This is a genomic window from Rhizobium sp. BK049, from assembly GCF_014193135.1.
Classification (GTDB): domain Bacteria; phylum Pseudomonadota; class Alphaproteobacteria; order Rhizobiales; family Rhizobiaceae; genus Rhizobium.
Window position 1 is genome coordinate 38,754 of sequence record NZ_JACHYV010000015.1, and the last position, 14,630, is coordinate 53,383.

At 61.3% G+C, this 14,630-nt stretch carries 17 protein-coding genes; 5 read left to right on the forward strand and 12 right to left on the reverse strand.

The annotated features are described in order from the left end of the window. Positions 1-57: 57 nt before the first annotated feature. A complete protein-coding gene (locus FHT70_RS16785; RefSeq protein WP_085778098.1) occupies positions 58-885 on the reverse strand; it encodes a nickel-binding protein in 828 nt (275 codons plus the stop codon). Positions 886-1,298: 413 nt separating this feature from the next. Here FHT70_RS16785 and FHT70_RS16790 point away from each other — a divergent pair, with 413 nt between their 5' ends. The 3 genes from FHT70_RS16790 to FHT70_RS16800 all read left to right on the forward strand — a co-directional run bounded on the left by FHT70_RS16790 (position 1,299) and on the right by FHT70_RS16800 (position 2,081). Then, positions 1,299-1,556, forward strand: a complete 258-nt coding sequence (locus FHT70_RS16790; RefSeq protein ID WP_085778099.1) for a DUF982 domain-containing protein — start codon at positions 1,299-1,301, stop codon at positions 1,554-1,556. Between the two features lie 124 nt (positions 1,557-1,680). After that, positions 1,681-1,851 carry a hypothetical protein gene (locus FHT70_RS16795; RefSeq protein ID WP_176536259.1) on the forward strand — a complete coding sequence of 57 codons (171 nt, stop codon included), beginning with the start codon at positions 1,681-1,683 and terminating at the stop codon, positions 1,849-1,851. Next, positions 1,851-2,081, forward strand: coding sequence for a hypothetical protein (locus FHT70_RS16800; RefSeq protein ID WP_183703164.1), 231 nt, complete (start codon positions 1,851-1,853; stop codon positions 2,079-2,081). Before FHT70_RS16795 ends, FHT70_RS16800 begins: the two co-directional genes overlap by 1 nt. Positions 2,082-2,140: 59 nt before the next feature. Here the strand turns inward: FHT70_RS16800 and FHT70_RS16805 are convergent, their stop codons facing one another. From FHT70_RS16805 to FHT70_RS16835, 7 genes are all read right to left on the reverse strand, one after another. Continuing rightward, entirely contained in the window at positions 2,141-2,533 is a 393-nt protein-coding gene (locus FHT70_RS16805; RefSeq protein WP_183703167.1) for a RidA family protein, read from the reverse strand. A 51-nt stretch (positions 2,534-2,584) separates the two neighbouring features. After that, positions 2,585-3,166 carry an NAD(P)H-dependent oxidoreductase gene (locus FHT70_RS16810; RefSeq protein WP_097598558.1) on the reverse strand — a complete coding sequence of 194 codons (582 nt, stop codon included), beginning with the start codon at positions 3,164-3,166 and terminating at the stop codon, positions 2,585-2,587. Beyond that, on the reverse strand, positions 3,163-4,572 hold the full coding sequence (locus tag FHT70_RS16815) for an FAD-binding oxidoreductase (protein ID WP_183703170.1): 1,410 nt from the start codon (positions 4,570-4,572) through the stop codon (positions 3,163-3,165). The genes FHT70_RS16810 and FHT70_RS16815 overlap by 4 nt, the downstream gene beginning before the upstream one ends. 1 nt (position 4,573) lies before the next feature. Continuing rightward, complete coding sequence (locus tag FHT70_RS16820; RefSeq protein ID WP_183703173.1) at positions 4,574-5,887, reverse strand: cytosine deaminase; 1,314 nt, start codon at positions 5,885-5,887, stop codon at positions 4,574-4,576. Continuing rightward, positions 5,887-6,729 carry an ABC transporter permease gene (locus FHT70_RS16825; protein WP_183703176.1) on the reverse strand — a complete coding sequence of 281 codons (843 nt, stop codon included), beginning with the start codon at positions 6,727-6,729 and terminating at the stop codon, positions 5,887-5,889. Before FHT70_RS16825 ends, FHT70_RS16820 begins: the two co-directional genes overlap by 1 nt. Continuing rightward, on the reverse strand, positions 6,726-7,553 hold the full coding sequence (locus FHT70_RS16830) for an ABC transporter ATP-binding protein (RefSeq protein WP_085778108.1): 828 nt from the start codon (positions 7,551-7,553) through the stop codon (positions 6,726-6,728). The genes FHT70_RS16825 and FHT70_RS16830 overlap by 4 nt, the downstream gene beginning before the upstream one ends. Before the next feature lie 68 nt (positions 7,554-7,621). After that, entirely contained in the window at positions 7,622-8,635 is a 1,014-nt protein-coding gene (locus FHT70_RS16835; protein ID WP_183703179.1) for an ABC transporter substrate-binding protein, read from the reverse strand. A gap of 182 nt (positions 8,636-8,817) precedes the next feature. On the opposite strand from FHT70_RS16835, the gene FHT70_RS16840 reads away from it, so the two are divergent. Beyond that, positions 8,818-9,768 (forward strand): LysR family transcriptional regulator, encoded by a 951-nt coding sequence (locus tag FHT70_RS16840; protein ID WP_085778110.1) that lies wholly within the window; start codon positions 8,818-8,820, stop codon positions 9,766-9,768. Between the two features lie 14 nt (positions 9,769-9,782). Here FHT70_RS16840 and FHT70_RS16845 read toward each other — a convergent pair whose 3' ends face one another. Continuing rightward, positions 9,783-10,580: a creatininase family protein gene (locus tag FHT70_RS16845; protein ID WP_183703182.1), complete on the reverse strand. Its 798-nt coding sequence runs from the start codon at positions 10,578-10,580 to the stop codon at positions 9,783-9,785. 232 nt (positions 10,581-10,812) lie between these two features. Here FHT70_RS16845 and FHT70_RS16850 point away from each other — a divergent pair, with 232 nt between their 5' ends. After that, positions 10,813-11,292: a DUF2938 domain-containing protein gene (locus FHT70_RS16850; RefSeq protein ID WP_183703185.1), complete on the forward strand. Its 480-nt coding sequence runs from the start codon at positions 10,813-10,815 to the stop codon at positions 11,290-11,292. A 180-nt stretch (positions 11,293-11,472) separates the two neighbouring features. Here the strand turns inward: FHT70_RS16850 and FHT70_RS16855 are convergent, their stop codons facing one another. From FHT70_RS16855 to FHT70_RS16865, 3 genes are read right to left on the reverse strand one after another with little or no spacing between them, the layout of a single operon-like run. Continuing rightward, on the reverse strand, positions 11,473-12,114 hold the full coding sequence (locus FHT70_RS16855; protein ID WP_183703188.1) for a ThuA domain-containing protein: 642 nt from the start codon (positions 12,112-12,114) through the stop codon (positions 11,473-11,475). A 17-nt stretch (positions 12,115-12,131) separates the two neighbouring features. Next, on the reverse strand, positions 12,132-13,232 hold the full coding sequence (locus FHT70_RS16860) for a Gfo/Idh/MocA family oxidoreductase (protein WP_183703192.1): 1,101 nt from the start codon (positions 13,230-13,232) through the stop codon (positions 12,132-12,134). A 32-nt stretch (positions 13,233-13,264) separates the two neighbouring features. Beyond that, positions 13,265-14,461, reverse strand: coding sequence for an ROK family transcriptional regulator (locus FHT70_RS16865; RefSeq protein WP_183703195.1), 1,197 nt, complete (start codon positions 14,459-14,461; stop codon positions 13,265-13,267). Between the last annotated feature and the right edge of the window lie 169 nt (positions 14,462-14,630).

Genomic DNA, 14,630 nt, shown 5'->3' on the forward strand with positions numbered 1-14,630 from the left:
CAACAGTCTCAGCGGATTTCACCGGCTCTATGCGCGTCGCCCCCGTCGCGACGCGCTTTAGCCAAGGCTGGCACCCGCCCAATCGCAGCGGAAGACCAGCACCGGCTTCGAAAATCCCTTGATGCGCCGGCGCGTCGCGTGGGCAAAGAGGTCGCCGGCGCCAAATTCCCGGAATATATTCTCCGACACGAGGATCTGGTCACTGGCTGCGGCCGCGCAGAGGCGGGCTGCGAGCTGCACTGTGGAGCCGAAGAGGTCGTTGCTGTCCTCGACCGGCTCGCCGCAATCGAGCCCGATGCGAACATGGATCGGCTCGGCCTTGCTGCCGTTGTAATGCTGGAATTCCTGCTGGATCGCCATGGCGCATTCGACGGCTGCGGTCGTCTCCGCGAAGGCGGCCATGATGCCGTCGCCGGTGTGCTTCACTTCGCGGCCGGAATTTTTGCCGAGGCACCGGCGCACGATCGCGTCATGCGCCCTGACCAGCTCCGTCCCCATGCGGTCGCCGAGGCGCGCCGTCATCTCGGTCGAGCCGACAATATCGGTAAACAGGATCGCCCGGTGGCCAGGATCCATCCGCGGCGCGGATTGGCCCGGGGCCGGATCGGGGTCATTGATGCGACCGAGAAAGGCCTCGACAGCCGACAGAGCCACCTCGACGACCTCATTAGCGACGAAACCGTGCGCTTCGCGATGTACGCAGTGGACGGTTTCGACATCGGGCGCATCCACCAGACAGAAGGCCGTACCGCGCCGCTCGTCGAACCAATAAGTCAGAAACTTGACGCCGTATCGATCCTGAATGTCGATATCCATGCGATGCGCCTGGGCAACCTCGGCGGCTGACGTTCCTTCGAGGTAGTGCCGGTCCATGAAGATAGGCATCGCGCGTCCTCCCAGATCCGCCGCGTGCAAGAGATGGCATTGTACGATCTGGATTCATTCCCGTCCACCTTCGGGACAATCAATGCCTGATCGTTGCCAGGCGTTGCTTCCGAGAAGGCAACGCGTTGCTGCACGCCCGATAGAATATGCATGGATATTGGTGATTTTAATGAGTGGGTGTAATGAGCTCAGTCTGATATTTACCATAATCGGTCGTTTAATGCTGATAGCGAGAGTTCCGGAACCCCTCGAGAAGCTTCAGACGTTTCCCGTTTCAAGCGTCGCCTGCCGGATCCCGCCGGGAGAGACGTGTCTTTCACGGTCATGGTGCCAAGGATCGAAGGCCGCTGCCAACGGCATGCTAATTGCAAAGTATCGGTTAGCTCGCCGAAATGAGGAAAAGCTGTAGCAAAGTGAGACAGACGGCAAATTTTCGACCGGTAGGCCTGGCCTCCATGGGGCTCGGCCATTATGCCGTTATCAACTCAGTGTGGGATGCCGCGCGAACGCTGCTCCGTGACTGGCCGGTGGATGACGGCGAAGAATATTTCGAAGCGGTCAAGGCCTGCTTGGATGCGATTACCGGCGATCTCTCGCCGGATCATGTGCGCGCCGTCTTCATCAGGGCTGCGCAGGAGGCGGGCATCGCCGTCATAGAAGCCGCCGACTGACCAGCGGCCGCATTCTGACCAGCGGCGCATCCTAGTTCCCGTTTCCAAGACACGCTCGTCGTCGCACTTGACTTCTTCAGCTAAAGGTCTAAATTAGAACAAAACAGGAACATTGGAGATGGTCATGACACATGCGGAACAGGTGATCGCCGACGCCCTTGCCCTCGTCGAAGCCTCTCGCGCCGCCCGCGAGCGGGATCAGCAGCGCCGCGCCGCTTGGCAGAAAAAGGTGGAACTCAGCCGGCCGCTGCCGCCTCTGCCGCGCCCGGTCCAATTGCCGCTGGCGCTGAACTGATGCGGCCGGTTTTGAAATCCCGTCAGGCCAAGCCTGATCAGTTGGAACCCGATGATGCTTGGGAAGTGGAAGCCGTGCTCGCCTGGCATGACGATGATGCCAAGGCGGCGATCCGTTCGCTGCTCGACGACTGCAAGCATCTGCGCCGGCAACTGGCGCTGGCCGAACGACTGATGAGCCGCGGCATGGCGCGCGGCTGGACGCCGCGTTACGAGCGCGACGCGCTTTAGGCAATCGGGCGCAGGCAACTGAAGCAGCGACTGACGGGGAGGCAGGCGTTCGGCTCGCTTCAGCAAAACACCTTGGCGGCCGTGACTTCGACTTCCACGAGGAATTCCGGGCGGGTGAATCCGCCGACGATGATCAGCGTCGAGGCCGGCTTCGGATCGAGCGTGTAACGATCACGCACGGCCATGTAGGCTGGGAAATCCTCTCGCTTCGTCACGAAGGCGGAGATGCGGATAACGTCGGCAAAACTCATCTCGGCCTCGGCGAGAATTGCCTTGATGGCTTCGAAGCAGAGTTCCGCCTGTGCGCCGATATCCTCCGGTACCGCCTCGTCGGGGGCGATGCCGAGCTGGCCCGAGGTCACGAGCAGGGAGGCGCCCGGAGGCACCAGCAGCCCGTGATTGTAATGCCCGAATGGGCGGCGGACGGAGATCGGGTTAAAAACCTTCTTCATCGGAAATCCCTGCCTGAACCAGGTGTTTCGGCGGACAGTCCTTCCGCATGCTCAGAAACGCTCCATCGCGCTCTTCACCTTCTGCAGGAACCGTGTCCGCGTTTCCTCGGTACAATTATTCATGTCGTAATGGGCAAGAAAGGTGACCGGCCGCAGCGGGTTGATCTGCGCTCGCAGCACGCGCTTGACGATCTTCCTCGGCGGGTTGCCAGCCACGAAGGCGCGGAACGGCGTCGCGCCATAAGTCAGCACGGCGGCGAGTTTGCCGATATGGCGCAGCCGCGATTCCACCTTGCCGTCGATCAGTTCGAAGGAAACGCCTGGAAGCCAGACGCGATCGAAATAACCTTTCAATATCGCCGGGAAGCCGAAATTCCAAACCGGCGTGACCAGGACCAGCCCTTGCGCCCGTTTCAGCCGCTCGACATAGGGTTTCACCAGCGCGATATTGTCGGGGTAGTCGTGATAGGCGAGCCGGTCATGCCGGGAGAGAACGGGATCGAAATTCTCGGCGTAGAGATCGCATCCGTCCACTTCATGGCCGGCTTTGCGCAGGCTTTCCAGCGTCTGCTTATAGAGCGCTTTGCCGTAGCTTTCCTCCACCGGATGCGAATGCAGCACGAGCACCCTCATGAGGCCTCCATGAGGCCCGCAAGGCCGGGGAAGAGATAGTTCTTGCCGGCATTGAAATCGAAGTCCGGGTTCTCCCAGGCGATCATCTTGCCGGGATTCAGAAGACCTTTCGGATCGGTTTCATGCTTGAAGGCAAGCTGTACCTTGTCGGTGCGCTTCATGCCGCCTTCCTCGAGCGTGTAGCGGTGCGGGTTGAAGATCGGGCAGCCGTGATCCTGGTGGATCCGGATGATTTCTTCAAGGCGCTCCTCCGTGGTATAGCGCACCAGCGGAAGGCCGGAGCACTGGATCTGCCCGTCGAATTTGATGAATTCGAGATGGCCGGGAACCTCGTCGCCGAAGATCTCCACCATCTTTGCAACCTTGGCCACGTGATCCGGCCCCGGGTACTGAACCTGCAGATAGGTGAACCCAGGATCGACCTTCAGCGCCCGCAACGTCGTGTGGTTCCAGGCAAGTTCATAGGCATGCGGAATACCCTTCATGCTCTCGACCTTGTCGGAGCGGAAGATCACTTCGCCCTTGTGGGCCGAGGTGAAGGCGAGGAAGGCATCCATCGCATGCGGCGCGATCATCAGCACCACCACCGACTGCCCCTTGCGGATATAGTGCTTGTGGCGGGTGAAATAGTCGTACGGGATCGGCGCTGCGATCGGGGCGATCTCCTTGACGAGGATGCCGTTGCATTTGGCAAGCGCATCGGAGAAGCGCACGCAGGCCATGAAGTCGTCATAGCCGACGAGAACATCGACCCAATCATAGGCGGGCGCCAGCGGCATTTCGATCTCGGTGATGATGCCGTTGGTGCCGTAGGCATGGCTGACCTTTTGCAGATCCCAGCCGGTGAGATCGAGCACGCGCGGCTCGGCCTCCATGGTGACGACGCGCAGGCGCAGAATATTGCCGAGATCGCGCAAGCCGCCCCAGGTGATCGAGCCGACGCCGCCGGAGCCGCCGGCGATGAAGCCGCCGACCGTCGCCATCTGCGCCGTCGAGGGATGGAACCGCAGTTCCTGGCCGGAATGAGCTTTGGTCTGCTTGTCGAGCTGGGCGATGATGATGCCCGGCTCGCAGATCACCCGGCCGGGATGAATTTCCTTGATCTTGTCCATGGCGGCAAGGTTCAGCACGATCCCGCCGGAAAGCGGCATCGCCTGGCCGTAATTGCCGGTGCCGCCGCCGCGCGGCGTGACCGGCACGCCATGCGCGAAGGCGACCTTCAGCGTCCGGATGACCTCTTCTTCGTTTTTCGGCGTGACGACGAGATCGGCCGTCACATTGTCGAGCTGCGCCTTCAGGATCGGCGAATACCAGTAGAAATCACGGCTCTTCTGGCGCACCAGCGCCGGATTGTCTTCTATGGCGATGCCTTCGAGTTTCTTTTTAATCGTCTGATAATCCGGCATGTCAGGCTCCAACGACGCTGTCGAGTTCACGATAGTCCGGCAGGCTGCGGTCGATCACCTTGCCGCGTCGAAGGACGACGCGGTCGGACTGCGGACGGGAAAGAAATTCGCTCCAGCGCCTGGCACTGAAGAGCACGAGATCAGCTGCAGTGCCGACGGCGATGCGCCCCATATCCGGTCGGCCGAGAATATCGGCCGGCGAGGTGGTGACAACCCGTGCGGCCGTATCCAGCGGATGGTCGAGATGCAGGATGCGGACCGCCTCGCGGAACACTTCCACCGGATCGAGATCGCCATAGGCATAAAAGGGGTCGCGGGTATTGTCGGAGGCGACAGCCGTTGCGACGCCGGCTGCCGCCAGTTCGTGGAAAAGTGTGACGCCGCGCCAGCGCGGTGTGCGGCCGGAATAGCGGTCCTGCAGATACGTGTTGCACATCGGCAGCGAGACGATGGCGAGACGGGCCTCTGCGACGAGATCCACCGTGCGTTTTGCCGTCTCCTCGTCCTGGCGGGCGAGCGAGCAGCAATGGCCAGCCGTCACCTTGCCGCCGAAGCGGTTGCGCAGCACGGCTTGCGCGATCGCCTTCAGGGTTTCCGCAGCCGGATCGTCGGTCTCGTCGACATGAAGGTCCACATCGAGGCCATTATCAGCCGCAGCCCTGAACAACATGTCGAGCTGGCTGTCGAGATCGCCGCTCATCCGGGTGACACCCCCGATCAGCCCGCCCTTTTCGCGGACCACAGTGACGAGATCGGCGAAATAGGCCGCGTCCGCCATGTTTTCCATCGGAAACAGCGCCACCGCCTGTAAGGCGATCCTGTCCTTCCAGACATCGCGCATTTCGGCAAAGACTTCGAATGAAATGCGGTGCTGCGGCGCAAGGGAATCGAGATGGGTTCGAATGAGGCTGCTGCCGTGTGCGTAGGCGCAGCGCAGCGAGAACTCCATGCGCTTCTTGACGTCGGCGGCCGACCAGTTTGCCTCGCGGTCTGCGCGCACGGCCTCCAATGCCCCCGGGAACGTGCCGTCCGGATTGGCGTTGCGCGGCCAGATGTGGCCCTTGTCGAGATGCGTATGCATGTCGGCGAAGCAGGGCCAGACCATGCCTTCCTTGAGGTCGGATTTCGCAATTTCGGCGGGCGCTCCGCCGGGCGGCAACAGGGCGGAAATCACACCGTCGGCGATGACGATATCGGCCCGCACGAGCCCCTCGACGGCAGGTGCGTCATAACCGGTGACGGCAGCTGCAGGCAGAGTCGCATTGCTCAGCACGAAGCGGCCGGCATTGGGCGGTGAAATGAAGGAATAGGTCATCAGTTTTCCCGTTTCAGGCTGCTCTCGTGCCAGCGGTGCAGGGCAAGCCACGAAATGAAGGAGGTGACGGCGAAGATCGCCACGCCGAGCAGCGAGAGCATCAGCAGCGCCGCAAAGAGGCGCGGAATATTGAGCCGGTATTGCGCTTCGAGGAGCCGGAAGGCGAGGCCGGAGCCGGCGCCCGCCGACCCCGCGGCAAACTCGGCGACGACGGCTGCAATCAACGCCAGGCCGCCGCCGATCCTGAGACCGGTCATGAAATAGGGTTGGGCGGCCGGCAGCTTGAGAAAGAGCAGCGTCTGCCAGCGCGAGGCGCCGTAGAGCTCGAACAGGTTGATGAGATTATGGTCGACGCTTTTCAGCCCCTGCACCATATTCGAAAGGATCGGGAAAAAGGCAACGAGGAAGGCGCAGATGAGAAGCGCCACCTGCGTCGACGGCGCATAGATCAGGATCAGCGGCGAGATCGCCACGATCGGGGTGACTTGAAGAATGACCGCGAGCGGATAGAAGGCGAGTTCTATCCAGCGCGATTGCACGAGGAAGATCGCAAAGCCGACGCCGCCGACGAGCGCCAGCATCAGCGATACCAGCGTGATCTTGGTGGTGACCCAGAGGGCAGGGGCAAGCGTGCCCCAATCGGTCACGAAGGCACTTGCGACCGCGGCCGGGCCCGGCAGGATATAGGGCGGCACGCCGGACAGTCTGACATATGCAGACCAGATCAGGATCAGCGCCGCGATCACCAGCAGGGGGATCAAGATGCGCAACGCCAGATCGCGGCTCCGGGCGCTTGCAGTGGTTTTGACAAGCAGCGGCGCTGCGGCCGGTTCGTCACTCATCGATGGTCCTCCACCGCGTTGATCGCCCCGATCAGCGAATGCGAGACCGTCTCGCAAGCTCTGCGGTATTCTTCCGAAGTGCGGTAATGGGCATCGCGTTCAAGGCTGGTCGTCAGCGGCAGGTCGGCATGAACGCGCCCGGGCCTTGCCTTCATCACGACGATGCGGTTCGAGAGATAGGCGGATTCGAAGACCGAATGGGTGACGAAGATGACGGTGATGCCGGTCACCTTCCAGAGGCGCAGCACGTCGTCGTTCAGCCTCTGGCGGGTGATCTCATCAAGTGCTGCGAAGGGCTCATCCATCAACAGGAGCTTCGGCCTGGTCACGAGCGCCCGAGCGATCGACACACGCATCTTCATGCCGCCGGAGAGTTCGCGCGGATAGGCGCTGGCGAAATCCTGAAGCCCGACGGTGCTCAACGTCTCCAGGATCCGATCGTGCGCCGCAGCCTTCGAAACATGTTTCAGCTTCAGCGGCAGATGGACGTTATCGAAGACGGTCTTCCAGGGCATCAGCGTCGGCTCCTGAAAGACGAAGCTGATATCGCCCTCAGGGAGACCCTTGGAGTTGATGCGCGAACTCGGCCAGTCGATCGCGCCCGAGGTCACATTGCCGAGGCCGGCAATGATGCGCAGCGCGGTGGATTTGCCGCAGCCGGACGGACCGAGCAGACTGATGAACTCACCGCTTTCCACGGTCAGCGACATGTTCGAAAGGGCTACGGTTCCGCTGGAGAAGACTTTGGAAACCGATTGCATGACGACCAGCGGCCGCTTGCGCATCTCTTTCGGTGATAGGGCCTGAGCTTCTGCTGGGGGCATTGCCTGTCTCGTTCATGCAGGGGAGTGATCCGCCGTGTTGGCGGCGGATCGCAGGCGGCGTCTGCGGCTTACTTCTTCATCGCCATTCCGGTGCCTTTGCAGACGAATTTCGTCGTGAAGGCCTTGGTGTAATCCGTCTCCGGCTTGAACACCTTGATCGCTACCATTTCGTCGAAGAAGGCCTTGTAATGCGCCTCGGTCAGGCAGCCGATGCCCTTGTCGAGGCTGTCGCCGGATTCAATGATGCCGTATTCCTTCATCTTGGCGATAGAGTAGGCGATCTGACCATCCGTCATTTCGGGATTGTCCTTCTTGATCAGCTCATTGGCCTTCGCGTTGTCGCCATAGAGATAGTGGTACCAGCCTTCGATCGAGGCATCGACGAAGCGCTGGACGACATCCGGCTTACTGTCGATCATCGCTTGTGTGGTGGTGATCATCGTCGAATAGGGAGAGTAGCCGTTGTCTGCGAGCAGGAAGACTTTCGGTTCGAATCCGGCCTGCTTCTGGATCTCGTAGGGTTCCGAGGTAAGGTAGCCCTGCTGTGCCGAATCCTTGTCGGCAAGGAAGGGCGCCGGGCTGAAATTGTAGGGCTTGTACTGCTCGTCCCTGAAGCCTTTGAAGTTCGCCTTCATCCACTCGAAATAGGTGAGATAGCCGTCCTTGCCGAGGAACAGAGTCTTGAGCTTCGCGAGATCTTCGAATTTCTCGATGCCGGCATCGGGATGTGCAATCAGCACCTGCGGATCCTTCTGGAAGATTGCCGCGACATCGACGAGCGGAATACCCTGCTCGACGGCCGAGATCTCGCCCTGCGGCCCACCCATGTAGAAATCGATCTTGCCGGAGATCAGAAGCGCGCTGTTGGCGGCGTTCGGACCGCCCTGCACGATGGTGACGTCGAGGCCGTATTTGGCATAGGTGCCATCGGCCACGGCCTGGTAGAAGCCGCCATGCTCGGCCTGCGCCAGCCAGTTCGTGCCATAGCTGACTTTGTCGGCGCCATGGGCCGAGACGGCGGCGGCGAACATGCCGCCAAGGCCGATGAGTGCGGAAACCGTATTCTTCAGTACATTGGGCATGATCAGCGTTCCCCTTCGGAGTTCTCGGCGTCTGCGATGACGTCGGATTTTCTTCATAGGAGCGGTTGCTTTGCTCTTTGAAAAGCATCAAATTTCGTGCGCAACGATGCCTTTTCGGCATCTCACCCAAAGCCTGTGCCTAATTTACGCTGCGTGCTTGATTTTTGTGCAACGAGGTCCTGATGCTGCACTCCAGAAAGCTTCTCTATATCAACGAGATCGCGCGATCGGGCTCGATCCGCAAGGCAGCGGCACGGCTGAATGTGGCGTCTTCGGCGATCAACCGGCAAATTCTCGCACTGGAGGAGGAAATGGGTGCGCCGCTGTTCGAGCGCCTGCCGCGCGGGCTGCGCCTGACGGCCGCCGGCGAGCTCTGCATCGAACATATTCGCGAGGTGCTGAAGAATTACGAACGGCTGGAGGGACGCATTCGCAGCCTGAAGATGCAGCAGGCGGGCAAGGTCCGGCTGGTGACGACGGTCGGCCTTGCGGCCGGGCCGCTGCCTGAGATCATCGCGCGGTTCCAGTCGGAACATCCGCGCGTCTTCATGCAATTGCGCAACGACGCCGGCACGATGACGGTTAACCCGGTGCTTTCAGGTGAGGTGGATATTGGGCTCGGCTTCAATATTCCGGCAACGCCCGGCATCCGCACCCTCGGCAATTTCGACATACCGATCGGCGTGGTCCTGCCGCCCGGCCATCATCTGATCGGCCCCGGCCCGATCAACCTCGCCGATATCGTCCAGGAGCGCCTGGTGCTGGCGCAGCAGGGGACCAGCCTGCGCGACGTGATCAATCTGGCCCTGGCGCGCCTCGACGTGCATGTCGAACCGGTGCTCGAAACTAATGCCTCGGAGATGCTGAAGAAACTGGTCAAATCGGGGGCGGGGCTGACGATCCTGAACCCGCTTGATGTCATCACCGAATGCCGACAGGGCGAACTGGTCTTCCGGCCGATCGCTGAGCCGCATGCGCGCCATCAGCCGATGAAGCTTTTTGCCCGCGCCCGCGCGCCGCTTGATTCCGCCACCAGCCTGTTCGTCGAGTACCTCCTGGCCGAACTGGCCGGCCTGGTGCAGGAGCTGCAGGCCAAGGGTCACATCGCGGCCTATGCTTCCGCCGCCATGTGAGCCACCGCATCGCCTTACTTCGAGTAGAGATTGGAAAGCGGGTAACGCTTCAGGTCGTAGAGCAGCTCGATAAAGCCCCTGACCTGATGGCGGCAGATTGCTTCGCCCTTTTCTGACGTCCCGAGCGACGCGTCGCCGACGACGCCGTTGGGATTGAGGTCGTGGGCGATCCAGGCGAGGGAATGCGGCGGCAGCGGCTGAAGGTATTTCGATTGGTCGCGCATCCATTCCGCCTTGGAGGTGAAATTCTGCGCCTTCTCCATTCGCACCAGATCAGGTCGGAAATGGAGCATCAGCGAGGTTTCCACCTCGCCGCCATGGATGCCGTATTTCAGCTCATGGTCGCCGATCATGCCCTCGGGATGGCCGAAGCGGCCCCATTGCGTGGAGACGACGGCCATCGCGTAGCGCACGCGCAGCTCGCGCGCGACGATGCTCATGATATCGACATTGCCGCCATGCGAATTGACGATCACCATTTTGCGGATGCCTGCTTCGGCAACCTTTGAGCCGATCGCGGTCCAAACCGGAATGAGCAGTTCGGCGCCAAGCGACAGGGTTCCCGGCCCGTAAATATGTTCATTGGCCTTGCCGATTTCCTGCGTCGGCAGCACCAGGCAATCGAGATCGGCGGGCTTCTGCTTCCGCAACTCGGCAAGCATGCCGGTTGCGATAGCGACGTCGGTAGCAACAGGTAGATGCGGCCCGTGCTGCTCGGTCGAGGCGATCGGCAGGATGGCGATCGTGGTGTCCGCAGACAATCCCGCGAAGTCGTCGCTGACCAGTTCGTTCCAGTAAAATGGCACTGTCATTGCCGTTCGCCTCTCATTGCCGTTCGAGACAGTGAGTAGGGAATAACGCTACCTGCGAAAAGCATCAATTTGCGGCCGCACCGATGCCTTTTTGCGGATGATGGAGCAGTTGCCCCATCGACGGCGCCTCTTGGCCGCAATGTCTCGGCGAATGTCATGCCGAAACCATTGCGCAAGCGCCTCTGCAATGGTTCTCTGGCGCCTCTATCAAAACGCTCTCCGGTGATTCCCGATGTTCGATATTTTATGGCGCGGCCTGGCGATCGGCGCCGGCGCAACCATCCTCATGGACCTCTGGGCAATTGTGCTTGCCAAGTTCTTCGGTCAGCCGCCCGCCAATTGGGCGCCGGTCGGCCGCTGGTTCTGGCATCTCGGCCGCGGCAAGGTCTTTCATGACAGCATTGCCGATGCTGCGCCTTACGCGAATGAACTCGCTCTCGGCTGGATCAGCCATTACGTCGTCGGCATCCTCTATGGGGTGATCTTTGCGCTCATCATGGGAGAGGGATGGTTCGCCGCACCGACATTTCTTCCCGCCTGGATCTTCGGCATCGTCACCGTCGGGGCAGGGTGGTTCCTGCTGCAGCCGGGCCTCGGCCTAGGCTCGGCTGCTTCGAAACATCCAAAGCCGATGAAGGTGCGGTGTTTCAATCTGCTGGCGCATACGGTTTTTGCATTAGGACTTTATGGTACGGCGTTGATTTTGCGCTGAGATCGCCGCTTGCCCCTCACCCTAGCCCTCTCCCCGTAAACGGGGCGAGGGGACCTGCCTCGCGAGAGGTCGGAGAGGAATGGGGAGGTTGCGGCATGGTCCCTTCGCCCCTCAAGCGGGGAGAAGGTGGCGGCAGCCGGATGAGGGGCAGGCCAAACCCACGAACCGAACAGCCTTATCTCACCGCGCTGCCCAATTGGCGCCGCGGCGGAAGATGGTCTTCATCTCGGGCACGTCGAACTCCTTGGCCTGGTGGCCGAGCGAGGAATAGAACACGCGCCCTTTGCCGTATTTGCGCTTCCAGACGACCGGCATGACGACGCCGTCGATCCAGTAGGCGTGTTCGCCGCTAAACCTGGTCGTCGCCAGGACCTCGTTCGAGGGGTCGACATGCATGTAATATTGCTCTGACCTATAGGGGAAGTCGGCAATCCCCTCCATCAGTGGATCGTCGGGGCGGGTGATGTTGACGGTGTAGTCGATAATGTTGCCGGGATGGGCCACCCACTGGCCGCCGATGATGAACTGATAGTCGACGGAGTCGCGGAAGGCATCGCCGGCGCCGCCATGGTAACCGGCGATGCCGACGCCGCTTTCGATCGCGGCGGCGAGGTTCTTGACCTCCTCCTTCTCGATCTTCGACATCGTCATGATCGGCACGACGAGGCTGAGATCATGGACGGAAGGGTCGGCAAGCGCCTCGGTGCCGTGTTCGAGATAGACCTTGAAGCCGTCCTCCTCGAGCATGGCCTTGATGATTTCGGCGCATTCCTGCGGCTCATGCCCGCTCCAGCCGCCCCAGACGATCAGTGCTTCACGCATTCTCTTTCCTCCTGAAATTATTTCGCCAGCCGTCCGTCGACGATGGAATCGGACAAGGGGGCAGGGCGCTCGGTCGCCGTGGTGATCGTCACCGTCCGCCCGGTCTCAGACGCTGTGTGGAAGACTTCCATGACTTCGAGCACGTGCAGCGCCAGTTCGCCATTGGCGCGATGCGGCCGGTTGGAGCGGATCGCATGCGCCATGTCGGCGACGCCGAGCGAGCGATAATTGCCGTCGGCATAGGGCGCGGTGACCGGCTGGTCCTCGAAAGCACCGCCCTTCTTCAGATATTCGACAGGGCCGGCGAACTTGTTGGGATCGGGCACAAGAAGCGTGCCCTCGGTTCCGTAAACTTCGAGCGGCACGTGTTTGTGGCCGGCGACATCGAAGCTCATGGCGATCTGGACGACGGCGCCGTTGGCAAAAGCCATCATGCCGGCGACATGGGTCGGCACGTGCACGGGAATGCGCTCGCCGTTGCGCGGCTCGCTGGTGATGAGCCGCTCGGTCCGCGGCGTCGTCGCAAAACCGGCCACCTGAGAAACCGGCCCGAGAAGATTGACGAGATCGGTGATGTAATAAGGCCCCATATCGAGCATCGGCCCGCCGCCCACCTCGTAATAGAAGGCGGGGTTCGGATGCCAGCGCTCATGGCCCGGGCACATGAAGGTGGCCGAGCCGCCGACCGGCTGGCCGATGACGCCCTGATCGACCAGGGCGCGCGCCGTCTGATGGCCGCCGCCGAGGAAGGTGTCGGGGGCAGCGCCGATACGCAGATTCCGCTCCCTGGCCGCCTCCGCCAATTTTTTCCCTTCCGCGAAATTAATCCCGAGCGGCTTTTCCGAATAGGTATGCTTGCCGGCATCGAGCGCCTGCAGCGCGACGGCGACATGGGCTTTCGGGATGGTCAGATTGACGATGATTTCGACCTTCGGATCGGCGAGGAGTTCCTCGACGGACTTGACGGGCACGTTGAATTCGACAGCCTTCGCCTCTGCCAGTTCCCGGTTGAGATCGGCGACGCCGCGAATGTCGAGAATGGGGAAGGATGCCATCGCCGTGAGATAGGCGCCTGAAATATTGCCGCATCCGATGATGCCGATACCGACTTTGTCCATGAATTCCTCCATTGATCTTGAGTATGCGCTCCTCAGAGCGCCGGCCCGGTGGTGCTCCAGGGCGATTCGTAGAGTTCGTAGAGCGCAACGGCTGCGGCACCCTGCGCCCAGAAATCATCGCTCGAATCGTCGAAGACGAGTTCGCTGACCCCCTTGAGCGAGGGCGGAATGGCAAGCGCATAGGCGTCGCGCAGGCTGTTCAAGAAGGGGGCGCCGAGCGCCAGGCTGGAGCCGACGAGAATGACCCGCGGCGGCGCAAAAAGCGTGACGATATTGGCGATGGTTAATCCGATAGCTTCGCCGGCGCGGATGGCAGAGGCGATCAGCCGGTCGTCGGCCTTGATCAGCGCTTGGGCATGGGTCATGCCGCGCCCGAGGCGGATGGCTTCGGCAAAACGGCCGTCCGCCTGATGTTCGCCGAGGATGGCGCTTTCGCCGGCCTGGCTGAAGAGCCGCACTGCGCCGTTCGGTCCCATGCCGAGGACAAGGTCGCCGAGGTTATGGCTGAGACCGCCGGCGCCGCGGAACAGGCGGTTGCCGTGCAGCACGCCGAGACCGAGTGTCTGTTCCAGCGAAATCAGCACCATGTCCTCAAGATCGCGGGCCTTCCCGAACCAGTGGTGGCCGAGCGTGATGGCATGGGCGTCGCTTTCGACGATGGTCGGCGTCGACAGCCGCGTCGACATCTCGGCGGCGAAATCGACATTGATGTCGCGAAAGATCGGGCTGCTTCTGATGTAACCGGTGCGGTGCTCGACGACGCCGGGAAAGCCGAGGCAGATGCTGTCGATATCTTCGAGCGACAGGCCGGCATCGACGACGCAACGACGGACGCCGTCCTCGACGAGGTCGGCGATGACGCCGATCGGCTGCCGGTCGATGCGGATCGGCAAAGCCAGCTTCGACAGCACGTCGCCGCGGAAATTGGTGACGACGAACACCATGCGGCTGGCGGCGATCTTGCCGCCGACGACGCGGGCGGCGTCGGGATTGAGTTCCAGCGCCACGCGCGGCCTGCCGCGCACCGCCTCATTGCGGATATCGCCCTCATGCCGCGGCAGGATCAGCCCGTCATCGAGCAGCGAGGCGGTGATGGCCGAGACGGTTGTCGTCGACAGCTCCGTCCGCTCGCTGATTTCGATGCGCGAGATCGGGCCATGGCGCCGGATGGTATCGAGCACGTTCAAGCGATTGATCGCGCGCATCAATTCTGGATCTGCAGTCTTCATGAAAATGTGCCGGCAGTCGTTTGGTTGGCTGAAGCCAATATTTATAACGGGTTACGAATTAAATAGCAGGCAATTCCACGGGGCTGTCAAGCGAATTTGGCAAAAATTAACGCGTTGGGTTGACATCCGGCACAAGGTCCGCTGAATTAATCCGCATTGGGGAAAAATT